The sequence below is a fragment of the Deinococcus aerius genome, assembly GCF_002897375.1.
In the GTDB taxonomy this organism is placed as follows: Bacteria; Deinococcota; Deinococci; order Deinococcales; family Deinococcaceae; genus Deinococcus; species Deinococcus aerius.
Map to the genome: position 1 here is coordinate 183,930 of NZ_BFAG01000010.1, position 23,335 is coordinate 207,264.

Sequence of the window (23,335 nt, forward strand, 5' to 3'; positions counted from 1 at the left end):
CTCGAGGAGCCCCATGACCAACGCCACCGCGACTGCCTGGACCACCTTCGCCCCCCGCTACGAGGCCCTCGCCACCGAGCCGCTGAGCCCGGGGAACATCCCGGCGTGGCTGGAACGCTGGAGCGACCTGGAAAAGGACGTGATGGAGGTGCAGGCGCAGCTTATGCGGGCCAAGGACGCCGACCCCACCGACAGGGACGCCGAGCGGGCCTTTGTGAGCTTCGTGCAGGAGGTGCAGCCCGATGTCATGCGGGCGGGGCAACGCCTCAACGACCGCCTGCTGGCACAGACGGGCTGGGAGCCGGAGGGGCCACATGTACAGATGCTCCGGCGGCTGCGGAACGAGGCGGCCCTGTACCGCGAGGAGAACCTGCCGCTGCTGAGCGAGATCACCACCCTCGCCAACGAGTTCAACAAGATCACGGGAGCCCTGCGTGCCCGGGTGAACGGCCAGGAGCTGACCATCCCCCAGGCTCAGCGCCTGCTCCTGGGACCGGACCGGGCCGAGCGGGAGGCCGCCTGGCGGGGCATCGCCGAGGCCAACCTGGGCGCCGCGCCGGAACTCGACGCCCTCTTCCTGAAGTTGCTGAGCCTGCGCCGCCAGGTCGCCAGGAACGCGGGCTGCGAGGACTTCCGGGCCTACGTGTGGCGGGCCATGAACCGCTTCGACTACACCCCGGGGGACACGCGGCAGCTCCACGACGCGGTGGAGCAGCATGTCGTGCCCCTCCAGACCCGGATGAACGACGAGCGGCGGGAGGGGCTGGGGCTGGAGACGCTGCGCCCCTGGGACACCCAGGCCGATCCGCTGGGGCGCCCCGCGTTGCGGCCCTTCACGACCACCGAGGAGTACATCGCCACCGCCGAGCGGATCTTCAGGGCCCTGGACCCGGACCTGGGGGCGCAGTTCGCCGCGATGCGCGAGGGCGGCTTCCTCGACCTGGACCCCCGCCCGGAGAAGGTGCCGGGCTACGGGTACTGCAACTACCTGCCGCGCACGGGCTCCCCGTACATCTACTGGAGCGCGGTGGGGACCGACACGGACGTGCGGGTGCTGCTGCACGAGGCGGGGCACGCCTTTCACTTCCTGGCCTCGGGGAAGCCCGGCGACCTGATCTGGAACCTGCTCTCCCCCATCGAGTTCGCCGAGGTGGGCAGCCAGGCTATGGAGTTGCTGACGCTGCCACTCCTGGAGAAGCCGGTGGGGTACTACTCGCCGGAGGACGCCGCCCGTGCCCGGCGGGACAAGATCGAGACGGTGCTGCGGCAGTTCACCGGGCAGGCGACCGGGGACGCCTTTCAGCAGTGGCTCTACGCCGAGGCGCCGGGGGACGTGACCATAGAGCAGATCGACGCGAAATGGCTGGAATGCTCCGGGCGCTTTGACAGCGGGGTGGACTGGCGGGGCCTGGAGGACGTGCGGGCCAAGGGCTGGCAGTTCGTCCACATCTTCGCCATTCCCCTGTACCTGCTGGAATACTCCCTCGCCTGGATCGGGGCGCTACAGGTGTGGCAGTCGGCCCTGCGCGACCCGGAGAGGGCGCTGCGCCACTACAAGGAGGCGCTGGCGCTGGGCGGCACCCGGCCCCTCCCCGAGTTGTTCCGGGCGGCGGGGGCCCGCCTCGCCTTCGACGCCGGGACCCTGCGCGGCCTGATGGCCCTGCTGGAGGAGCAGTTGGGCGGGGCCGGGCGGGCCTGAGCGGTTCGCCGTGACGGGAGGCGGGGGCCTGGGAGGGCGCCACGGATGGGCGTTCATCCCGCTCCCTCTGGGGCACCCCAGCATCGGGGGAGGCCCGGGAACCGAGGCCGGACCGGCCCGCGCTGTGCCCCCATGCCCACCGGGGTCCTCACCCTGAGCAACACGAAAGGGGCTTGCCCAGGGATGCTCCGCACTCGCCCGGCATGACGGGGTGCTGCGCCCCGCCCCAGGGTGAAACGGGCTCCGAATCCCCGCCGTCCTTCGCCCCTGATCACCCGGAACACGGCTGGACATCCGCCGCTTGCCCACCCCCTTGAGTTCGGCCGGGCTTTCCCTGCGACTGGCTTGCCCTCTGCCCGGCCTCCCCATCGGGACCCCGTTCCGCGCCCGCCTTCACCTCACAAAGGTCGGTGTGGCCCGTGGGGCGTGTTAGGCATTTTAGCCGGGTGTTATTGACAATCCTTTTTACCCGGGAAATACTCGGGTCATGAGCGACTCCACCTACACCGCCTTTCTCGGGGGGCGACACCTGATCACCGCCCCCCTTCCCGAACTCCTGCGCGTCCTCAAGGCACACCACGACGCCGCCATCCTGGTGTTCGAGGACCAGACCGGGCGGCAGGTGGACTTCGACCTGCGCGGCAGCGTGGACGACGTTCTGGCCCGCCACGTGCCCGGGGCGCCCCGCAAGGGTCCCGGGCGCCCGAAGCTCGGCGTCGTGGCCCGCGAGGTGACCCTGCTGCCCCGCCACTGGGCCTGGCTGGACGAGCAGCGCGGCGGGGCCTCGGCCACCCTGCGCCGCCTGATCGACGAGGCGCGCAGGCAGGGGACCCCGGGGCAGGACGCGGCCCGCGCCGCAGAGGCTGCCGGGCGCGTGATTACGGCACTCGCGGGCGACCTGCCGAACTTTGAGGAGGCCAGCCGCGCCCTGTACGGCGGCCAGGGGGAGCGCTTCGCGGAGTTGACGCGCGCCTGGCCGGAGGACGTGCGCGACTACGCCCTGCGTCTGGCCCAACCCGCCTTCGCCGGGGCCTGAAGAACCGTCGGGCCTGCCACTCCCCGAGAAACCCAATCCGCCCCGCTCGCCCCCACAAGGATTTGAAGTCCCTTATGGGGATGTGGGAGACCCGCAACACCGCACTTCGGCGGGGCTGGCGCGAGCAGGGCGGGGCCGCCCTCGTGGCCGGGGTGCTGCACGCCCGCGAACGCCCGGAACCTGAGCGCCTGTGGCTGGACGAACTCCGGCCCGCCGGGGGTCCAGAGGTGGGCGGGGCCGGCACGTGTCCCGCGTCACCTCGCCCGGGCCCGGTGATAGCCGCGAATCGCGGCGCTGCTCCCCCGCCGTACGCCCCCGGCTGTGCCCGCGTGAGCCACGTCACCGGGGGCGGCGAGGGCACACCCGCCGTACGCCGGAATGAAATGCCCGTGCCCTTCCGCCTGGGCTCCTTCTGTGGACAGGTCGGCTTGAGCCCTGGGCTGGGGCGTGGCACGATCAGGGGGATGACGGGCCAACCCGCCGCCACGCCGCACCTGCGCGACCTCGCGCGGCTGCGCCGCGTGCGCGACCGGATCGACCGGGAGTACGCCCAGCCACTGGACGTGGAGGCGCTGGCCCGGGGCGTGAACATGTCGGCGGGGCACCTCAGCCGCTCATTCCGGCGCGCCTATGGGGAGTCGCCGTACAGCTACCTGATGACGCGGCGCATCGAGCGCGCGATGGCGCTGCTGCGCCTGGGCCACCTCAGCGTCACCGAGGTCTGCTTCGAGGTCGGCTGCTCGTCGCTGGGCACCTTCAGCACGCGCTTTACCGAGCTGGTCGGGATGCCGCCCAGCGCCTACCGGAACCAGGCGGCGGGCGAGGCGGCGGGGATGCCGCCCTGCGTGGCGAAGCAGGTGACGCGCCCGGTCAGGAATCGAGAAGCGCCGGACCCCGCGCCCCGCCTAGAGTGAGGACATGGACCTCACCATTCACCAGACCTTCCTCCCGCACGACGACCCGGACGCCTCGCTGGCCTTTTACCGCGACACCCTGGGCTTCGAGGTCCGGGGCGACGTTGGGTACGGTGGGATGCGCTGGATCACGGTCGGCCCCGAAGGTCAGTCCGGCCCCTCCATCGTCCTGTACCCGCCGGTCGCCACGCCCGGCATCACCGAGGCCGAGCGCCGCACCATCGCCGAGATGATGGCGAAGGGCAGCTACGCCACCATCGTCCTCGCCACTCCTGACCTCGACGGCACGTTCGAGCGCTTGCAGGCCAGCGACGCCGAGGTCGTTCAGGAGCCGACCGCGCAGCCGTACGGCGTGCGCGATTGCGCTCTGCGCGATCCCGCGGGCAACCTGATCCGCATCCAGGAGCGGCGCTGAGCACCCGGCGATCACCCCCATCCCACCCCACTGGAGGAGGCATCATGACGGCAAAGACATCCAGGAAACCGGCGAGGTCGGCCGCGCCGGATCAGGCGGCCCAGAGCTTCACGAGCGAGGAGCGGGCCGCAATGAGGGAGCGCGCCAGAGAGCTGAAGGCGGAGGCGCGCGCGAACAGGGACCGGGCGGACGGGGAACGTGACCTGCTGGCGAAGATCGCCGAGCTGCCCGAGCCCGACCGTCACATGGCCGAGCGGCTGCACGCCCTCGTCACCGCCAGCGCGCCCACCCTCTCGCCGAAAACCTGGTACGGGATGCCCGCGTACGCCAGGGACGGCAAGGTCGTCTGCTACTTCACCCCCGCCTCGAAGTTCAACTCGAGGTACGCGACGCTCGGCTTCAACGACACCGCGAACCTCGACGAGGGGGCGATGTGGCCGACCTCCTTCGCGCTGACGGAATGGACCGCCGAGGTCGAGGCCAGGGTCGCCGCCCTCGTGAGGAGAGCGGTGGGCTGAGGACGGAACTCGCCGCAGGCCCCACCCCGGGCGGTACGGGCCGAGCAGCCCGATGGCACCCCAACGGTGAGGGCGCCGCGGTCGAGGTGGCCCGCAGCGTTCAAGGGCATCTTGGGCTCGTGCAGGGGCCTGCCGAGCGGCCTGGCTATTGGGGAACGGACCACCTGACCGATCCATCCTCGGCAGCCCTTGACCGGGTGGGTCAGAGTTTCGTGACATATCTGATTCGAAAATAAAGTCTCCATGAAGGTACGCGCCCTGTTCCTCCTGCTGGCCCTCGGCGCGGCCCACGCGCAGACCACGTACACGGTTCAGGCGGGCGATACCCTCAGCAGCCTTGCGCGCACCTACCACACCACAGCGGGTCTCCTGCTCACCCTCAATGGCCTGTCCACCACGACCCTCCAGGTTGGGCAGATTCTCCGGCTCCCGCAGACCGGGTACACCGTTCAGCCCGGCGACACCCTGTACCGCATCGCCCGGCAGTACGGGACGACGCCGGAACTGCTCGCCGAACTCAACGGGCTCACCTCCAGCACGGTGCAGGTCGGGCAAGTGCTGCGGCTCCCGGAGGGCGCGTCCCCCGTCACGTCCGCCCCGGCTCCGGCGACTCGCCCCCAGGCGGCGGGGCTGGACCGCGGGCTCTTCACCCCCTCCCGGCTCCCGCCCGCCGGCACCCTGACCTTCCGCACGGCGGGCACGGGCAACTCCCGGCCGGCCAGCGCGTACCTCCAGGATGTGGGCTTCGCGTACCAGACGCGCAACAACTGCGGCCCGGCCGCCATCGCCGCCGCCCTCCGGCACTACGGCGTCCAGGCGGACCAGGCCACCTGGCAAGGCGAGTTGCGCCCGGGGGGCCGGAACATGTGGTTTCCCGACGCGCAGCGCCTGCTCCAGGGGCTCGGCTTCCAGGCGCCCGTCGGGAGGAACGGCACCGTCGAGGACATCAAGCGGCAGGTGGCGCAGGGATTCCCGGTGATCGTGTTGCAGTTTCACAGCGTTCCCGGGCAGACCCCCCATTTCCGCGTGGTGCGCGGCTACGACGACGCGCAGGGCATCCTGATCATGAGCGACTCGCTGAGCGGGCCGAACGTGGCGCTGACCGAGCACGACTTCGACGTGCTGTGGAACACCCAGGGGCGGCAGTACCTGGTCGTGCGGCCGGGATGAAGTGCGTTCCGTCAGGGGATGAGTCAGGGAAGTGGCGCTGAACAGGGGCAGAGCCTTCCCCAGCCGGTGAGGCCGGATCGACCCGATCGTCAGGGAACAGGGGCGAGGGTGAGCCGCAGAATGTACGTCTCCCCGGGCGCGTCCTTCTGTAAGGCCCGGTACTTCACGTGCAGGTCATGCAGGTCACGTTGCAGCCGCTTGGCGTTCTCCCTGGAGAGCTGGACGGGGGCCGTGTTATCCCACACGGCGGGCACGTCCTCCTGCAAAAGCCACTGCAAGAGCCCCGGGACGGGCGAGGCGGGTGAGGCGGGCCGCACGGGCAGGAGTGCGTGACTCTTGAGGCCCCCCGCGTCACCGTAGGTGTACAGCCCGAACCACCGGGGATCGTCCGCGAGGGCGCTCCACGCCCGGGTCAGGAGGGACAGGACCGAGCGGCGCGTGTGGTCCAGGGAGGACTCGTACAGCGCGTGGATGGACTCCGCCGAGGTTACGGCAAACGGGACGAAGTAGCCCGGCGAGGAGGACCGGTAGTAGCGGACCGCCCGGCCCGCCCTCGGCTCCGTGCGGGTGACCTCCAGCAGGCCCAGCCGGAGCAGTTTGTTCACCTGATACAGCATGGCGTGCTTCGTGACGCCCAGTTCCGCAGCCACGTCCGTCACCCGCCGCTCCCGCCAGATGAAGGGCTCGAAGTATCGCCGGAGCTGCGCGTCCGCCAGGACCCGCGCCGCCCCGGGGTCGTCCAGGCGCTGCCACACCCTGGGTGAATCGCCTTGTGTCATTTTCACCAGGGTACCGCGCACCCTGCCCCATGAGGCCGCCATGTTGACCCTGCTGACCCTTCCCAACTTCCGCCGACTCTGGCTCGGCGAGGTCGTCTCCCTGATCGGTGACCGGGCGCTGCTGCTCGCGCTGCCGTATTTCCTGTACCGGGAGACCGGGTCCACCCTCGCCACGGCCCTGCTCGCCCTGTCCTACTATCTGCCGGGCCTGCTGTTCGGCTCCTTCGCGGGCGTACTCGCCGACCGCTGGGACCGCAAGCGCGTGCTGGTCATCACGCACCTGATCCAGGGGGCCCTGGTGACGCTGCTGCTGCTCGCCCCGCAGCCCGGCCTGGTGTGGGTGGCCTACGCGGTGACCTTCGCGGAACTCACCGTCAGCACGCTGTCCACCCCCGTCGCGGGCGCCCTGCTCCCCTCCCTGGTCCCCGAGGAGAACCTGATGCGGGCGAACGCCGCGCTCTCCCTGGGCACAACGGGCGCCCGCCTGCTGGGTCCGGTGGTCGGCGGCGCGCTGATCGCCACCTTCGGCATTCCCGGGGTCGTGCTCTTCGACGCCGCGTCGTTCGTCCTCGCGGCGCTGTGCTTCCTTCGCCTCCGGGTGCCCGCGCGAGTCCCGGCGGATGCCCCCGTCGGGGCCACGGCGCTCCTGAACACCTGGCGTGACCTGGGCCGGGAGTGGCGTGAGGGCCTGAGGGTCATCCGGCGCAGCCCGGTCATCCTGGCCCTGCTGGCGGTCCTGAGCATCACGAGTCTCGGCGGCACGCTGATCGACCCGTTCTACACGCCGTTCCTGGTGTCGGTGCTGCACGCCGACGCGCGGACGATAGGGCTGCTGGGCACCCTGGGCGGCCTCGGTGCCCTCCTGGGGAGTGCCGCGTCCGCGTGGCTGGGCGACCGGGTTCCCCCACGCCTCCTGATCGCGTTCGGCACGCTCCTCGTCGGGGTTCTGATGCTGCGGATGTACAGCGGGGCGTCCCTGCCACCCCTGTTCGCCCTGGTGCCCCTCCTGGGGGTGCCGATGGTGGTGTCGAACGTCGCCCTATCCACCATGATCCAGACGGTAACGCCCGACGCTTACCGGGGCCGGGTGTACGGCGCCCTGGGGACGACCAATGCCCTCGTCGGGGTCCTTGCCACCGCTGCGGCCGGCCTGGTCGGGCCGCGGGTGGGCACCGTGCCCATGCTCGTCCTCGCCGCCGGCATCACGCTGCTTGGGGGCGTCGTGGCGCTCGTGTTCCTGCCCGCCCGGGCGCCAGGGGCCGAGCAGGGTTCATCCGTGGGCTGAAGTGACCTGGACTGAACCCCCGTGTGGGGCACCCAACCCGAACTGTCCGAACTGCCGGAGGGGTGGGCAGCCCCCACGCCCTCTCCTCCCGACTGTTCTGGCCCTGCTGCGCGCCGGAGCGGTTTCCCCGACGGGCGCTCTTCTCCTCACGCCCCGGGGTGGCCGGGCAAGAGGCAGAAGCTACGCCGCTTGTCCCCGTACCTCCGCCATTCGGCGCAGTCCTCCTTGCGCCACTGCGCCGATGTTTCCCGCGGACCCACCAGGCACTATGGGGGCAGCCGAGAGGGACCGTCCGACCGGCGAAAGGAGACCTCGCCGTGAACCCCAACCTCGTTCTCCACCAGGACCGCGCCCGTGAACTCCGCGCCGAGGCGAGCCGCGACCGCGAAGCCCGCGCCGCCCGCCCTGAGCGCCCCGACCTGCTCCAGCGGGTCAGGCTGATGCTCCTGTTCCGCCAGCCCCGCCTCGCCTGAGCCCCGCGCCGCGGGAGATGAAGAGAGCCGCAGGGCGTTGTCAGAATTCTGTAGGCGCCCCCGGCTACCCTGAGTCCAGGCCCAAAGCTGACCCGACCGAGTGAAGTCGGATGACCCCGCCCCCCGCGTGCCCCGCCGCGCCGGGGGCTTTTCACCGTTGCCCGGGCCGGACATCTTCAAAAGGTTCTCGCCGTCGTCGCCCCGCGCCTCAGCGCCAGGTCCACAGGCGCACGGTGTGGTCGCGGCCCCCGCTCGACGCCAGGAGGGCGCCGTCGGGGCTGAAGGCCAGGGCGCTCACCACGCCCGCGTGTGCGCCCAGCGTCCGGGTGTGGCGCCCGGTGGACACGTCCCACAGCCAGACCTGCCGGTCCTCGCCGCCCGAGGCGAGCGTGCGGCCATCGGGGGCAAAGGCCACCGCCTCGACAGGGGCCGCGTGGCCGCGCAGGGTGCCCAGGTCGCGGCCATCGGATACGGACCACAGCCGCAGGGTGGCGTCCCAGCTCGCGGTGGCGAGGCGGGTGCCGTCGGGGCTGAAGGCCAGGGCGCTCACGTAGTCGGTGTGGCCCCGCAGCGTGCGCGTCTCGCGCCGGGCCGCGACGCTCCACAGCCGGGCCGTCTTGTCGCGGCTCGCGCTCGCCAGCAGGGTGCCGTCCGGGCTGAAGGCGACCGCCGTGACCACGTCGGTGTGCCCCCGCAGCGCGGCGAGGAAGCGGCCAGTCGCCACGTCCCACAGCCGGACGGTGTTGGCCGGACCCGAAAGGGCGGAGTTGTCCCCGCTCCCGGTCGCCAGCAGGGTGCCGTCCGGGCTGAAGGCGACGGACGTGACGTAGTAGGTGTTCAGCACGAGCGTGCGCTGCAGCGCGCCGGTCGCCGCGTCCCACAGCCGCACCCGGCCGTCGGTGCCCGCCGCGGCGAGCAGGCGGCCGTCGGGGCTCCAGGCGACGGCGTTCACGGTTCCGGGCTGCGTGAGGGTGCGCTCGACCGCCCCGGCGGGCAGACGCCACAGCCGGAGCTGGCCCTGACCGTTCCCGGTGGCGAGCAGCGCGCCGCCGGGCGCGAAGGCCAGCGGCCCCGCGTACAGGCTGCCCACCTGGAGGACGCGGGGGGACGGGGTGCTCGCCGGGACGGGTGTGGCGGCGGCCAGCGGGGAGGGTGCGCCCGGGCCCATCTGGAGGATGAGCGCGCAGGCGAGGGCCAGCAGCCTGGAATTTTGGAGTGGAATCATGACGTTCCTCCCGGGAGGGCGGCGCGCCGCCGGGCGGGAACCAGGCGGCGCGGCACTCTTTTGTACTGGAGGCGGGTGACCCGGGGCTTACTTCGGGCGTACCAGGGTGATCTTGCCGCTGCCGGTGCGCTCGTCGAGCTGCGCGACGTAGAGGTGGCCGGTCGAGCGGTTCTCGGTGAGGTCCAGGGGGCTGGGGTTGAAGTCGGTGAGGCCCGTAACCTGGGTTTCGGCCTTCACGATGTCCTGGTTGGGGGCGCCGGGGGTCAGCACGATGATGTCCTTGCCCGCGCTGTAGCGCACCACGAGCAGCTTGCCGTTGAGCTGCGAGTTCCCGGTGGTCGTGTACTCCTCGATCACGCCGTTGGACGAGGCGTGTTCGCCGAAGTCGTAGGCGAAGCCCTTCCAGTTGGGGTCGGGCTGGGTGCCCACCGGGTACTCGGGAACCTCGCCCCGATCAGGCCCCGCCGTCGGGTTGCCGCCGTTCAGCACCCACTGGCAGCGCAGCGGGTTGGGGTGGCCGTAGTAGCCGTCCTTCTCCACCCGGAACAGGTAGTCGTGCTGCACGGACACGTTGTTCAGTGCCGGGACGGCCGGGCCGGTGTAGGGGCCGCCAGGGCGGGTCTGGCAGGAATCCGGCAGCGGGTTGGGGGTGCCGGGCGTGTTGCCGCCCGCCGCCGAGCCGTTGGTGGGCACGTACAGTTGCCCGTTGGTGTGCCACACCATGTCGTAGGCGTTGCGGATGCCGCTCGCGTAGATCGTGACGGGCGCGCCGAGCGCGTAGGGGTTGTACAGGCCGCCCTCGGCGGTCTTCACGTCCAGCGGCGGCGAGGTGATCTTGGTGAGGTCCACCCGCAGCAGCGAGCCGTTCAGCAGCCGTTCGGGGCGGTTGCCCCAGGCGGTGTCGGGCGCGCCCATCGCGGAGTTGCTGCCCTGCAGCACATACAGCGCGCCGAGCTCGCCGGGGCGGAAGGCGATCGAGTTCGTCTCGTGGTCGCGGATCGAGCGGGGCAGCCCGATCACGTAGTCCTGCACGTTCTCCAGGTTGGGGCCGCTCAGGCGGGTGATCTTGCCGCTCCAGTCGGGCGCGTTGGCGCTGCCGTCCCAGAAGTAGTTGTTGCTGATCCACAGGCTCAGATTGTCGGGCGTGGAGAGCGGGTCGAACTTCATGCCGATGATGGTGCGCGGCCCGCCGTTGGCGGTCTGGACGGACGTGATCGTCTGCGGCGCGGTGAGCGTGCCGTCGGGCATCACGCCGAAGCGCAGAATTTCCCCGGTCAGCGTGCCCGCGTACAGCTTGCCGTCCGGCCCCATCTCCACGGTGGTGTACGGCATGGCCGGGACGTTCGGCAGCGCGACCTGCTCGAAGCTGTACGGGCTGGGCGTGCCGCTCGCGCCCGTCACGAAGCTGGAGCGCAGCGGCAGGAAGGCCACCCCGCTCGTGTCCTTGACGCCGTCGGTGACCTCGAAGGTGTACTTGGTGTTGGCGTTCAGGGGCGCGTTGGGTTTGAGCACGATCACGTCCCCGCCGCCCGAGGTGTTCAGCGTGGCGGGCACCGCGACGTTCGTGCCCGCGTCGATCAGCCGCACCGTCGAGGACGTGAGGGTATTCAGGTCGATGGCGCTGTTGGGCAGGTTCACGTCCGCCGTGATCGACACGGTGGGGGGCACCATCGTCTGGGCGTCCTGCGGGCCCGTCGAACGCACGCTGGGCCGGTCACCCTGCTGGATGGTCACGTAGTCGATCTTGGTGTTCGAGCCGCCGCGCGCATCCACCGTGAGGCGGCCGTCGGTGACGTTGGCGCGTAGGGTGGTCGCCGCGAACTTCCTCGTCGCGTCGGGCTGGAAGCGGGAGATGGCGAGCTGCCCCTCGATGTTGATCTGGTGGGCGCTGTCGTAGAGGTTGGCGGCGTCCCCCACGCCCACGGTCACGGTGTACACGCCGTTGGGCAGCGCGTATTCCCAGGCGGCGGGAATCTTGACGGCGCTGGAGTTGGGGCTGCTGGGCGGGAACTGCATGTGCGCCAGGGTGTTCAGCCGCGCGTCCACGCCCACAAGCGCGCGGTCCCGCGTGTTCGGCGTGATGTCGAGCGGCACGCTCGTGCCCGTGCCCACGCTGTCTTCCCTGATCCAGCCGAAGCCGCGCGCCGTGTCGAAGGCCGCGCCCGTGTCCCTCGTGTAGCCGGGGGGCGTGGCCGAGCTGGCAGGCTGGAAGTTGATCAGGATGCCGCCCGCGGGCAGGGTGGAGGCCGGGTTGACCGTCACCTGCGAACTGCCCGACTTGCTCGGGTCGAACTTCGAGGTGGCGGTGATGGTCGCCGTGCCCTGGGCGGCGGCGGTGACCAGCCCGGCACTGCTGACGGTGGCGACCGCCGGGTTGCTGCTCGTCCAGGTCACGTCCGAGTTGTACGCCCCGCTGCCCTGCACGTCGGCCGTGAACTGCCGACTTCCCCCCACCGTGATCACCGCGCTGCCGGGGTTGACCGTCACGCTGCTGACCGTCGGCTGGGTGACCGAGCAGCTCACCTTGGCGGCAGCCCAGTCGGCGTGGTCCGAGTTGATCCCGTCACCCGCGTCCGTCACCGTCAGGGTCAGGCGCTGCTTGCCCGCCACATCGACACTCACCGAGCGGGCCGGGTCGCGGCCGGTCAGGATTCCGCTGTCATAGACCTTCGTGCCGTCGGTGGACACCTGAAACACCACGCTGCCGCGGTCCCCCACCTCGTCGTCCACGCCCACCTCGGCCGTGAAGGTCGAGCAGGTGCCGTTCAGGTCGTAGGTGAGCTGGGACGCCGCGTGAACGCCCAGGCCCTTGGGATAGGCTGTGCCACCGATGGTGATGGGATTGCCGTCCCCCGCCGCCCGCTGGCCGTTGCTCATGTTCTTCTCGTACGGGCCGTACCCGTTGGTGGGCGCCGCGGAGGGGGTGAGGTCGGCAAGGAACTTCTCCCCCGAGGGCGCGGGCGCCGTGCAGGTGACCGTGGTGGCGGCCCAGTCCGCGTGGTCGTACTGAATCCCGTCGCCCCCGTCGGTCACTACCAGGCGCAGGTCGCGCACCCCGGAGATGTCCACGCTGATGTCCTTGGCCGCGTCCCGGCCGCGCACGAGGCCGCTGTCGTAAAGCTTCGTGGCCGTGCCGTTCCAGACCTGGAAGACGACGGTGCCGCGCTTGGTGGTCGCGTCATCCACCTCGTCGTCGAGGCCGATGCTGGCGGTGAAGGTCGTGCATCCACTGGGCAGGGTGTAGCGCACGTCCGAGTTGGCGTGTACACCCAGCCCCCGCGGGAAGGTCACGCCGCCGATGGTCAGCGTCTTCCCGTCCCCGGCCACCCGGGTGTTGTTGCTGCGGTCCACCTCGACCGGGCCGTAGCCGTTGGCGGCGGACGTCCATACCTGGTCAGTCAGGTTCAGGACAACCGGGGTGTCCTGGGCACTCACGGCCAGGCCGCGCCACGGGTAACCCTGGTTGCCCGGATAGGGGTCCCCGCCCTGGGCCGCGTCCGTCCACGAGTAGTCCGTCCCCGGCTCGTAGGGGTAGGCGGCCACCGGGTCGGGCACGGATGGCGCTTCACCCTGGGGCGAGGAGCAGGCCGCCAGGCTCAGGGTCAGCGCGAGGGTCAGACCCAGACGCAGGGAGGAGTGAAGGCTGGGCTTACGTGAAGACATGCGGCAATCCTTTCTCGGCGGCAAGCGGGTGCCACGGGTGGAAACGGGGAGGCTGCGAAATCCGGGACAGTGTGTAGGATGACGCCCCGCCCGCTAACGTTTCGTTACGAGGAGGGAATGGCCCTCCCGGTGGCCCGCGCCCGGCATACCCCTGTGGCGGTGGCGGCACCCGCAGCCCAACGGCGGGGTGGTGCCGGATGACCCCACGCCACCACCGGTGCCCGCGCCCCGGGGATGATCCCGCCTGACGCTCGGGGGGTCCCAGGCCCGGGGGCTTTGCTGGTCACTCCTCTTGCGGCCACTGAACCTCGGCTCGCCCGCTCGTCGTCCAGCGCCGCCCGCCGGTCTTCTTGGCCCCCGCCCGGATGCGCGGCGTTGCCCGTCCACCTGCTCTTCGTCCGCGCCCCGCCGCGACTTCGTCCTAGTACGCCCCGCTGCCGCGCAGCACCACGCGCAGGGTTCGCAGCAGGATCACCATGTCCAGCCACAGCGACCAGTTGCGGACGTAGTAGGGGTCCCAGCGCTCCATGCCCAGGTTGCCCGCTTCGGAGCGGCCCGACACCTGCCACAGCCCGGTCATGCCGGGATGCACCCGCTCGCGCAGCCGCTGCACCTGCCCCGAAAGCTGCTCCTGGTGGTAGGGGGGGAGCGGACGCGGCCCGACGAGCGACATCTGGCCCAGCAGGACATTCAGGAGCTGCGGGAACTCGTCAAGGCTGGTCTTGCGCAGCACGGCCCCCACCCGGGTAATGCGGGGGTCTTTCCTCAGCTTGAAGTTCGCCTCCCACTCGGCGCGCAGGGCGGGGTCCTCGGCCAGGCGCCGCTGCAACACCGCCTCGGCGTTCGGGACCATGGTTCGGAACTTGTAGGTGCCGAACAGCCGCCCGCCGTAGCCCACCCGCGGCTGCACGAAGAGCGGGTTCTGGCGGTCCTCCAGCCAGATCGCCAGCGCGACCAGCCCGCACAGCGGCACCCAGAAGGGGGCGCTGAGCAGCACGGCCGTGAGGTCAAAGGCCCGCTTGACGGTGCGCGCCACCGGGTCGAGCAGGTTGCGGCTGACCTCCAGGCCCAGCACGCCGCCGAAGTCGCTCGCCTTGACCCACAGCGACTCCATCTCGAACAGGTCGGGGATCAGGACCACGCTGCGGTAGCCCGAGAGGGGGCCCTCCAGCAGCTCCAGGGTGCGCTCCCGGCCGATGCCCGGCATCGCCAGCACGGCGATGGGCGCCTGCGGCAGGGTGCCCGAGGCCGAGCCCAGCACCGGCACCCCGCGGATCTGGGTGCCGCGCAGCTCGGGATCGTCGTCGAACACGCCGACGGGCTGGTAGCCGTAGCCGGTGTTCTCCTGAAGAGCGGCGATCAGGAGCTGGCCCGTTTCCGCGCCGCCATACACCACGGTGGGCACGCCCCAGAGGCCCGCCCCCAGCAGCAGCCGCTTGGCGCCGTACCGCAGGAGCAGCACCAGCGGCCACGCGAGCAGCACGCCCAGCACAAGCGCCACCCGCCCCGGCCCGGGCTCGTCCTGGGCGAAGTACAGCGCGACGACCGCACTGGCGAACACCAGCAGCGTGAGTTCGGTGAGGCGCTTGATCTCGGTGGGGGCCCCCAGCCCCCAACTCGGGAGGAGTTGCAGGAAAAAGGCGCCGCCCAGCCAGGTCACCAGCACGAACCAGACCCCGGCGCTCACCGGCATGGTGCTCAGTTCGGCATGCTGCCACCACGCCACGCCGGCGAGGGCCAGGCTCAACGCCAGGACATCCCCCAGCGCCAGCACGAGCGCGTTGAGCAGTTGCCGGTTGCGAAAAAGCCGCGCCGCGTCGCGGGTGGCGTTGAAGTACTGGAGGCGGTCACTTGAGACTTGCATGGGGTCACTCCTCGGGCGGCTGGCGTGAGAGGCAGCTCTGCTGGGTCCCATGCTGCGCCTGGCCTCGTTACGTGAACGCAAAATAGGACCCCACGCCTGTTGGCCGGGGGGCGGACGCCAGGGGGGACGCGGCGAAAAGCGGGCCAGCCGGTGGCTTCCCGACTGGCCTGGGGCGGGTGGGGGCCGTCATATCCGCACCCGGCCCCGCCCCGTTCGCCGCCCACCCCGGCCCGGCTGCCGCGCCGCGCCGCGCAGCACCGCCTCCCAGGCGGGGACAACGCGTTCCGGGGCAAAATCCTGCGCGCGGCGCAGGCCCGCCTCGCGCAGCCGCTCCCGCAGCCCGCCGTCCTCCAGCACCTGGCCCAGGGCCTGGGCGAGGGCGGCGCCGTCATCCACCGGGACAAGCAGGCCGTGGCGCCCGCCCTCCAGGATCTCGGCGGGGCCCGAGGGGCAGTCGGCCGCCACCACCGGGGCGCCGCAGGCCATCGCCTCGGTGATCACGTTCGCGAAGCCCTCGTAGCGTGAGGAGAGGGCGAAGACCGCCGCGTAGCGCATGAACGGGTAGGGGTTGGCGGTGTAGCCGGGCAGGTGAACGCTCCCCTCGACCCCCAGCCGGCGCGCCAGGTCCTGGAGCTGCTCCTGCTCACCCTCGCCCAGGATGAGCAGGTCGTGCTCCAGGCCGCGGGCGCGCAGGGCGGCGTGGGCCTCGATCAGCAGGTCGAAGCCCTTTTGCGTGGTGAGCCGCCCGACCCCCAGCACCGTCGGGCGCCGGGTCATGAATGCCGCCCACTCGGGCAGCGGCTCCGCGGCGAGCGCCCGCACCCGCCCGAGGTCCAGCGGGTTGTGGATGACGCTCAGGCGCTCCTCCCGCAGGGGGAACATCCGGGACAGCGTGTTCTTGAGGCCGTGGGACACGAAGACCAGGCGGGGCAGGCGCGGGTAGATCAGGCGGCCCAGCCACCGGTGCAGGGCGGGCTGATGCAGCTCACGGAAGACGCGGTCCAGGGAGTTGCGCACCCAGCCCACCACCGGCCTCCCTGTGAGCAGGCCCGCCACATACGCGAGGTACGTGGGCAGCAGCTCGACCGTCGCCACGATCACGTCGGCCCGTGCAGCCTCCCGGAGCAGGTCACGCGCGGCGCCCCACGGCCGGTGCCGGATGCGCTGGCCTGGCCCCAGCGCCACGCAGGGCTGAACGTCAGCGGGCACCTCGCCGGGCAGTTCGTCGTGCGAGCGCAGAATCCAGATGCGGGGCTCGAACTGCTCGCGGTCCAGTTGGGAAACCAGGCTCAGGGAGACGCGCTCGGCACCTCGTCCGTACAGGCCCTCGAAGATGAACAGCACCCTGAGTTTTCGTTGCACATTGACCTCGCTGTTGGGGCGTGCGGCAGCGTGTGACCTGCCCTCCGCTCCCGCACGCCTACTGTACCCGCCGCCGGGCGACGGTTTCAGCGGGTGCCGACCCAGGTTGTCGCCTTGGCACCGCTGGGGAGGGAGCCGCCCGTGACGATCAGCTCGCCCCCGATCACGTCGGCGACCGGGGACTGCCGCGCGGCGGGCAGGGGCGTGAGGGCCGTCCAGGTGTCGGTCGCCGGGTTGTACTCGGAAACGTTGGCGACCTCCAGGGACTTTTGCGTCACCCCAGCCACCACCACGATCCGGCCATTCCACACCAAGGTCGAGGCATTGATATGGCCGAGCGGGAGCGGCAGGTTCGCGCGGGGGGTCCAGGTGTCGGTCGACGGATCATAGCGGTCGACGGAGGCCTGGTTGCCCGCCTGCTCGTCCCCGAGGTGCTGACCGCCGATGGCATAGATCTGCCCCCCGAGCGCCACCCCAGCGGTGTGGTTGCGCGGGTTGGGCATGGGCGCGGCACTCCTCCAGGCACTCCCCCCATCCAGGTTGAGCACCCAGTGGTCCGCCGAGTCCCGCAGGTAGATGCTGGTGTTGCTGAGGTTGCGCTCAACCCCGCCGAAGAAGTGAAGCTCGCGGCCCAGACGCACCAGGGCCCCCCCGCCCCTCGCCGCGGGCAGCGGCACTCCGGCGCTCCAGGCGTCAGTCGCCGCGTTGTACTTCCAGACACGGTCGGTCTGCGGCCCGGGATGGTTGCCCACGAACCCGCCCGCGATGTACACGGTCGTGCCGTCCACCGCCACCGCCCCGTGGGTGACGGGTTCGGGCATGGCGGTAACATCGGCCCAGCGGTCCGCCGCGGGATCGTAGCTCTGGGACCGGGTGGTGGCCCGCAGGGCGCTGTCAAAGCCGCCGAACACGTACAGCCGCCCGTTCACCGCCGCCCCCTGCGCCTCGCTCACGGCCTTGAGGGCGTCGGCGCGCGGCGTCCACCTCAGCCCCGTCTCGGCCCGGGCGGCGGGCTTCACGTTACTCACCACAAAGACGTAGTCCTGGTAGTCCCCGTTGACGGCGGGCTCGAAGGCGACCAGGTAGCTGTTTTCCAGGGGCTGGCCCGCGCGGTTGTTCAGGGGGTAGATCCGCGCGGCGTGTTCGACCCGCGCCGTGTTGAGTTCGTCCTGGGTGTAGCTGTTCTGTGGGGCGTAGCTCGTGGCCCCCACGTACAGGCCGAAGGTGGCGCTGCCCGGGTCGAAGGTTTCCCGCCCGCCAGGGCTGACCGGCGGGTTGAGCCGCTGCTCCCCGCCCCGCGCGATCTCGGCGACCGGGTGCAGCGCGGGGCTCCCGCTCCCCGGCGTGTAGTACCCGAAGGGCAGGGGGTCATCGGGCGAGTAGCGGGCGACGGGACGCAGGGTGACCGGCCCCGGTCCCGCCTTGGTAAAGAGGGGGGCGAGCACCTCGTCGCCAATGGGGCCGGGCCCCGTGCCCAGGATGAGGTTCTTGCCCCCCACGTCGATGTCGTACCCCAGCGTCTGCACGATCTGCGCGAGGGGCGGCTCCAGGTTGCCCTGCTCGCCGCGGGCGCTCAGGCCGTACAGGCCCACAGTCTGGGCTGGCTTCCCCAAGGCGTCACTCGTCACGCGCAGCGCGGCCTGGAGCGCACCCACCTCATTGGGGGTGAAGCTCGTCGCCACCTCGGCGCTCGCGCCTGGGGGCAGGGTGAGCGGCCAGGCGGGCGGGTTGACCAGGCGGAAGTCCGCGGCGTTTTTCCCCGTCAGCTCCACGCTGTTGATGCGCAGGGGGGCGCTGCCCCGGTTGCGCAGGGTCACGGCCTGGGGCGCGCCCGTGCTGTTCACGACGCCGCTGAAGATCTGCTCGGCGGGGGTGAGGTCCAGGACCTGACCCTGCGGCGGCGGGTTCGCCCCCGGGGTGCAGGTGCGCAGCATGGGGCTTCCCCAGTCGGCGTGGTCGTGGGAGATGCCGTCGCCCGCGTCCGTTACGACCAGCCGCAGCTCGTCCTTGCCGCTCACGTCCACGCCCAGCGCCCTGGCCCCGTCGGTGCCGCGCATCACGCCGCTGTCATACAGCTTGGTGCCGTCCCCGTACACCTGGAACACCACGCTGCCCCGCTGCCCCACCTCGTCGTCCAGCCCCACGCTGGCCGTGAACTCCCGGCACTGGCCCGCCAGCGCAAAGGTCATGGCCGAGTTGGCGTGGGCCCCGAAGCCCCGGTCGAAGCGCACCCCGCCGATGCTCAGGGGGCCGCCGTCGTCCCCGTTGCGCTCGCCGTTGCTGCGGTTGCGCTCGATGGGTCCCCAGCCGCTCGTGGCGGAGGTCCAGGTCTCGTAACTGAGGTTGTTGTCCCCCGGGTTGATGGTCAGAGGTTGCAGGGCCGACCCGTCACTGCTCCAACTGTGGTCCAGCCCGTCGTAGACGAACTCCGCTCCCGAAGACGGGGCGGCGGCGGGCTGGGCACAGCCCACGAGCAGGGTGGCGATGACAAGGGCTCTTCCGGCGCGGCGCGGGGGGGCAACGGGAGTCCGGGGGCTCTTCATGGACACACTCCTTGGGGACAGGCAAAAGGAGACGCAGGGACGCCGAGGACCTGGGGTACCGGGGGGCTTCTCGACCCGCGGCCCCTGGCCCCCAGCCTCACGAGAAGGAGCCGCGTGTGGGCAGGACCCCGGCCTGGCCGCGCCGTGTGGCGGCCTGCCGGTAGATGCCCAGCAGCTCCTCGACGTTGCGCCCGGCGGTGTAGCGGGTCTCGTACGCCTGCCGGGCGGCCGCGCGCATCCGGGCGTGCTCCCCCGGGTGGTCGAGCATCCACCGCACCTGCGCCGCCAGGTCGTCGGGGTCGCCCGGGCGGAAGAGCCGCCCCGTCACCCCGTGTTCGACAATCCCGGGCATGGAGCCGTGCCCGCTCGCCACGACCGGCAGCCCGGCCGCGAACGCCTCGAGCAGCGTCATCGGGAACCCCTCGTACCACTCCGAGGGAAAGACGAGCACCTTCGCCCCGCGCATCAGCTCCGCCACCCGGGCCGGAGGCTGACGGCCCAGCCACTCCACCCCCGGCAGGTCGCGGGCCGCCGCCTCGACCTGGGGGCCGAGGGGGCCGTCGCCCACCACGCGCAGGGGGAGCCATGCCCCCAGCTTACGCCAGGCCCGCAGCAGGGTCCCCGTGCCCTTTTCCGGGGAGAGGCGGCCCACGAACAGGGCGTAGGGCTCGGTGGGCTCCGGCCCCACGTCCTCGGCAGCCCCCGTCAGGAAGTTGGGCTTGACCACCAGCTTGTCCCCGGGCAGGCCACCCTCGATCAGCTTGCCGCGGGCGAACTCGGTCAGCGCCACGTAGAGGTCCACGTGCCGCTCATAGGTTCGCAACAGGCGGTGGGTGGTGAGCATCGCCGCGACCACGCCGGATCCGGCCCGGCTGCCCCGGTAGCAGGCGTGCCGCACGGCGGGCCAGGGCGGGGTGCGGCCCACGCACGCCTCGCACACGTGGCCGTCCCGGAAGAGGGTGCCGTTCGCGCACAGCAGCCGGTAGTTGTGCAGGGTCTGCACCACCGCCGCCCCGCGCGCCCGCACGGCCCGGTACGCGGCGGGCGAGATCAGGGGAAAGGTATTGTGAAAATGCACCACCTCGCTGCCGTGCCGCTCGACCAGGTCGGCCAGCGTGCGCGCCGCCCGGGCATTCCACACCGTGCCCAGCGCGGTGCCCAGCCGGTTGCCCTCCCCGATGCTGTCATTGTGGACGGTATGGGTGACGACGTTCACCCCGTGCTCCCGCAGCGCCCCCGTCTCGGCGCGGAAGACCGCGTCCTCGCCGCCGCCCTGCTGGTAGAAGTTATGCACCACGAGCACGTTCATGGCTTACTCCCTTCAGGTCGCCCCGCAGCAGGTCACGGTAGACGCCGCGGTACCCCTCCAGCATGCCGGGAAGCCCGAACCGACGCTCGATCTCGCCCCGCGCCCCGCGCGCCAGCTCGCGAAACGGTTCCGGGTCGTCCACCACGGCGGCCAGGTGCCGGGCGAGCGCCCCCGTGTCCTCCGGCGGGGCGAGCAGCGGGTACTCCGCGGGCAGCACCTCCCGCAGCCCGGCGACATCGGTTGTCACGACGGGCGTGCCCGCGAGCAGCGCCTCACCCGCCAGCAGCCCGAAGCCCTCGAAGCGCGAGGGCATCAGCACCACGTCGAAGTCGGCCAGCACGCCGGAGAGCCCGGCCCGCGGCGGTCCCAGCGTGACCGGCCAGCGCAGGGAGGTGGTCTGAGCCCAGTCCCGCAGAAGGGACCCGAGGCTGCCCTCTCCCAGCACCGTCACCTCGGCGTCCCGGCTCGTGAGTGCGGCGGCCCGCTCCAGGATGGCGGGCAGCAGGTCGGCGCCCTTCTGGGGTTCGAGCCGGGCGGCGAACAGGACCCGGACTGGACCGGAAGACGGCGCCCGGGGCTCCCGCGGCCCGGCCAGGGTCACCGCGTTGTGAACGACGTGGCAGCGGTCACGGGGCAGCGCGGGCAGGGCGTGGCGGGCGCGGAAGTCCCGCAACCCCTCCAGGGCGGCCTGCGACACGGCCACGGCGCTGACCGGCGTGAGCTGACGCTCCACCCAGGCGCCGACGCGCTGCCAGACCGGCCAGAGGGTGGTGTTGTGGATGGTCCGCACGGCAGCCGGGGAAGGCCCCCCCAGCCAACTATTCAGCCGGGCCGCCAGGGCGTACACCGCCTCGGGAATATCGGTGTGCAGGTGGACGAGGTCGGGCCGCGTGCGCCGCAGCAACAGGGCGAGTTTGACCGCCGCATGCAGGAGGCCGCCGCGTTTGACATCCAGCCGCGTGCCGCCGTGGACGGGGACCCCTAGCGCCGCGAGGCGGGAGGCCATCCCCCGCCCGATCTCGGTGTCGGCGACGCCGTAGACCGCGAAGAATTCGGCCCTGTACTCGCCGCCAAGCCCTCCGGCCAGCGAGATCGCCACCTCCTCGGCCCCGCCCAGGTCGAGGTGGGTGACGACGTGGAGGACGGCTGGCCTGCCCGCGCCCCTCACCTCGCCCCCTCCGGCAGGGCCGGGCGCCCCGCGAAGCGCCGTCGCTGGACCTCCAGCAGCGCGATCCCGAAGCCGAAGAGGCTCCAGAACCAGATACCCCCCTGCGGCCCCTCCAGGAACACGTCGAAGGCCGCGTTGATCATGAAGGCCGCCCAGTACGCCAGCACCCAGAGGTTGAGCCGCGCCCACAGCTCCTCCCCGGCGGCGGCGGCCCGGCGGTAGGCCCGCAGCAGGCTCAGGGCGAAGAGGCCCTGCAAGAGCACCCAGGCGGTCAGCCCCGGCACCCCCGAGCGCGCCAGGATGTTGAGGTGGCCGTTGTGCGGGCTGCGGAGCGAGCTGTCCTCGTTGACCTGGAAGCCGTCGGCGTCGGCGAGGTTGATGCCGTAGCCCTTGCCGGTCCAGAAGTACGGCCCGTGCACGGTGTAGTTCACGATGTTCTGCCACCACTCCAGCCGCCAGCGGCGCGAGCCGTCACGGTAGCCCTCGCCGGTGTTCCCGGTGATGCTCTGGACATTGAGCAGCAGCGACTGGGCCGAGATGGTATTGCGCGACTCGCCCAGCTTGATGCTGACGTTGAAGGTGAGGAAGCAGGTCAGGATGAAGGCGAACAGCACGAGCGGCTTCCACCAGCGGGTGCCGGGCCGGAACAGCAGGACCACCAGGACGGCGGCGGCAATCGCCAGCAATCCCGCCCGCACCCGGAAGACCGGGATGGCCGCCGCCGCAAACCACAGGGTCCACCACAGCCAGTCCAGCCGGGTGAGGCGCAGGGAGCGCCCGCCCAGCCAGCGGATCGGGGTCTCCCGGTCGAGCAGCCGGGGCAGCCCCAGCAGCAGCAGGGCGGCGACTCCCGCCAGGTGCACCGCCACGTCGCCCCCCTTGAGGTCGAGCAGCGCGGCGTTCGCCCCGGGCAGTTGGGGCAGCGGGAAGGGGGCGAGTTCATACAGCAGCAGCGCCGGGGGAAGCCACAGCAGCAGCAGCGGCACGAAGCGGGTGTACTGCCGCGCGGCCTCCAGCACGCCGCCTACGCGCAGCAGCAGCGCCGCGACCACGAGCGCGAAGAGGCCGTAGGCCCACAGCACAGCGTCCCGCAGCGCGTCGATGCCGTAACGGCCCAGGTAGGGCAGGGTGGCCGCGGCCCCGATCAGCAGGAACACGAGCAGCGCGTACGCCACGGGCGAGGCCGCCAGGCTCCGCACCCGGCCGTTCAGCGCGAGTACCAGCAGCCCCAGAAAGAGCGCCACCTCGCCGATGTACAGCGGGGGGGCGCCCAGGTAGGCGAAGCCGCGGCCCAGGAGGGCGTAGCCCAGCAAGCAGGCGCCCAGAAAGCCCAGCGCCACGCCGGGGAGCCCACGCCGCTGGCCCAGAACCGCCAGCACCCCACTGCCCGCAAGTGTGACCACGACGGCTCCCGCAGGATTCCACAACACCAGGGCGCTTGCCAGCAGTCCCAGCAGGGCCGCCAGCCCCCAGGAAGACCTCGTCCATTCGCCCGAAACCGTTCTCAGCACAGCGCCGCTCCTTACCTCGCGCCGGGGTAGTTCCCACCTGGGAGCGCCTCCGGCTGCCGCCCCCCAGGTTCTCCTGGGGGCGACCCGCTCACACCGTATTCAGGGGGCGCTAAAGAAATATAAATAGCCCTTCCTCTTTCGACGTGTGCAGGACGTGTTCATGCTGGCCCAGCCGGCTCAGGACGCCGGGACGCGGGGGCAGGGGCACCGCCGCTCAACGAAAAATTTACGCTGCTCGTCACATCGTGGGGGGCACCACCAATCCACATTCCACGCAACTCGCAATCTTCTCAGGAGGAAAAGATGAAGACAACCCCACGATGGCAGGGCCGCGCGGCGCTGCTGCTCGCCCCCCTGCTGGCGCTGGCCGCCTGCTCGAAAGCCCCCGCACCTGACACGAG

The 23,335-nt window shown here is 71.5% G+C and carries 17 protein-coding genes; 8 read left to right on the forward strand and 9 right to left on the reverse strand.

Features of this window, described 5'->3' with window-relative positions; genetic code table 11:
- Positions 1 to 13: 13 nt before the first annotated feature.
- The 6 genes from DAERI_RS14520 to DAERI_RS14545 all read left to right on the forward strand — a co-directional run bounded on the left by DAERI_RS14520 (position 14) and on the right by DAERI_RS14545 (position 5,752).
- Positions 14 to 1,699: a M3 family oligoendopeptidase gene (locus tag DAERI_RS14520; protein ID WP_103130138.1), complete on the forward strand. Its 1,686-nt coding sequence runs from the start codon at positions 14 to 16 to the stop codon at positions 1,697 to 1,699.
- Between the two features lie 487 nt (positions 1,700 to 2,186).
- A complete protein-coding gene (locus DAERI_RS14525) occupies positions 2,187 to 2,735 on the forward strand; it encodes a DUF2239 family protein (protein ID WP_103130139.1) in 549 nt (182 codons plus the stop codon).
- A 464-nt stretch (positions 2,736 to 3,199) separates the two neighbouring features.
- Entirely contained in the window at positions 3,200 to 3,649 is a 450-nt protein-coding gene (locus DAERI_RS14530) for a helix-turn-helix transcriptional regulator (RefSeq protein WP_103130173.1), read from the forward strand.
- Between the two features lie 4 nt (positions 3,650 to 3,653).
- The gene (locus DAERI_RS14535; protein ID WP_103130140.1) at positions 3,654 to 4,064 is read left to right on the forward strand and encodes a VOC family protein; all 411 of its coding nucleotides are present in this window, start codon (positions 3,654 to 3,656) and stop codon (positions 4,062 to 4,064) included.
- 44 nt (positions 4,065 to 4,108) lie between these two features.
- Positions 4,109 to 4,582, forward strand: coding sequence for an iron chaperone (locus DAERI_RS14540; RefSeq protein ID WP_165794221.1), 474 nt, complete (start codon positions 4,109 to 4,111; stop codon positions 4,580 to 4,582).
- A 243-nt stretch (positions 4,583 to 4,825) separates the two neighbouring features.
- Positions 4,826 to 5,752, forward strand: a complete 927-nt coding sequence (locus DAERI_RS14545; RefSeq protein ID WP_103130142.1) for a LysM peptidoglycan-binding domain-containing protein — start codon at positions 4,826 to 4,828, stop codon at positions 5,750 to 5,752.
- 89 nt (positions 5,753 to 5,841) lie between these two features.
- Here the strand turns inward: DAERI_RS14545 and DAERI_RS14550 are convergent, their stop codons facing one another.
- Entirely contained in the window at positions 5,842 to 6,531 is a 690-nt protein-coding gene (locus DAERI_RS14550) for an ArsR/SmtB family transcription factor (protein ID WP_235610409.1), read from the reverse strand.
- A gap of 40 nt (positions 6,532 to 6,571) precedes the next feature.
- On the opposite strand from DAERI_RS14550, the gene DAERI_RS14555 reads away from it, so the two are divergent.
- Together DAERI_RS14555 and DAERI_RS22445 are read left to right on the forward strand one after the other, a co-directional pair.
- Complete coding sequence (locus DAERI_RS14555; protein WP_103130144.1) at positions 6,572 to 7,816, forward strand: MFS transporter; 1,245 nt, start codon at positions 6,572 to 6,574, stop codon at positions 7,814 to 7,816.
- A gap of 317 nt (positions 7,817 to 8,133) precedes the next feature.
- Positions 8,134 to 8,289 carry a hypothetical protein gene (locus tag DAERI_RS22445; protein WP_165794222.1) on the forward strand — a complete coding sequence of 52 codons (156 nt, stop codon included), beginning with the start codon at positions 8,134 to 8,136 and terminating at the stop codon, positions 8,287 to 8,289.
- Between the two features lie 208 nt (positions 8,290 to 8,497).
- Here DAERI_RS22445 and DAERI_RS14560 read toward each other — a convergent pair whose 3' ends face one another.
- The 8 genes from DAERI_RS14560 to DAERI_RS14595 form a co-directional block, all read right to left on the reverse strand.
- Entirely contained in the window at positions 8,498 to 9,514 is a 1,017-nt protein-coding gene (locus DAERI_RS14560; protein ID WP_103130145.1) for a WD40 repeat domain-containing protein, read from the reverse strand.
- An 87-nt stretch (positions 9,515 to 9,601) separates the two neighbouring features.
- On the reverse strand, positions 9,602 to 13,177 hold the full coding sequence (locus DAERI_RS14565; protein WP_103130146.1) for an NPCBM/NEW2 domain-containing protein: 3,576 nt from the start codon (positions 13,175 to 13,177) through the stop codon (positions 9,602 to 9,604).
- Positions 13,178 to 13,598: 421 nt separating this feature from the next.
- Positions 13,599 to 15,041 carry an exopolysaccharide biosynthesis polyprenyl glycosylphosphotransferase gene (locus tag DAERI_RS14570; protein WP_103130147.1) on the reverse strand — a complete coding sequence of 481 codons (1,443 nt, stop codon included), beginning with the start codon at positions 15,039 to 15,041 and terminating at the stop codon, positions 13,599 to 13,601.
- Between the two features lie 186 nt (positions 15,042 to 15,227).
- Positions 15,228 to 16,403 (reverse strand): glycosyltransferase, encoded by a 1,176-nt coding sequence (locus tag DAERI_RS14575; RefSeq protein ID WP_103130148.1) that lies wholly within the window; start codon positions 16,401 to 16,403, stop codon positions 15,228 to 15,230.
- Positions 16,404 to 16,489: 86 nt separating this feature from the next.
- Complete coding sequence (locus DAERI_RS14580) at positions 16,490 to 18,946, reverse strand: NPCBM/NEW2 domain-containing protein (protein ID WP_103130149.1); 2,457 nt, start codon at positions 18,944 to 18,946, stop codon at positions 16,490 to 16,492.
- Between the two features lie 97 nt (positions 18,947 to 19,043).
- Positions 19,044 to 20,255, reverse strand: a complete 1,212-nt coding sequence (locus tag DAERI_RS14585; RefSeq protein WP_103130150.1) for a glycosyltransferase — start codon at positions 20,253 to 20,255, stop codon at positions 19,044 to 19,046.
- Complete coding sequence (locus DAERI_RS14590; protein WP_103130151.1) at positions 20,233 to 21,423, reverse strand: glycosyltransferase family 4 protein; 1,191 nt, start codon at positions 21,421 to 21,423, stop codon at positions 20,233 to 20,235. Before DAERI_RS14590 ends, DAERI_RS14585 begins: the two co-directional genes overlap by 23 nt.
- On the reverse strand, positions 21,420 to 22,934 hold the full coding sequence (locus DAERI_RS14595) for an O-antigen ligase family protein (RefSeq protein ID WP_103130152.1): 1,515 nt from the start codon (positions 22,932 to 22,934) through the stop codon (positions 21,420 to 21,422). The genes DAERI_RS14590 and DAERI_RS14595 overlap by 4 nt, the downstream gene beginning before the upstream one ends.
- Positions 22,935 to 23,335: the final 401 nt, after the last annotated feature.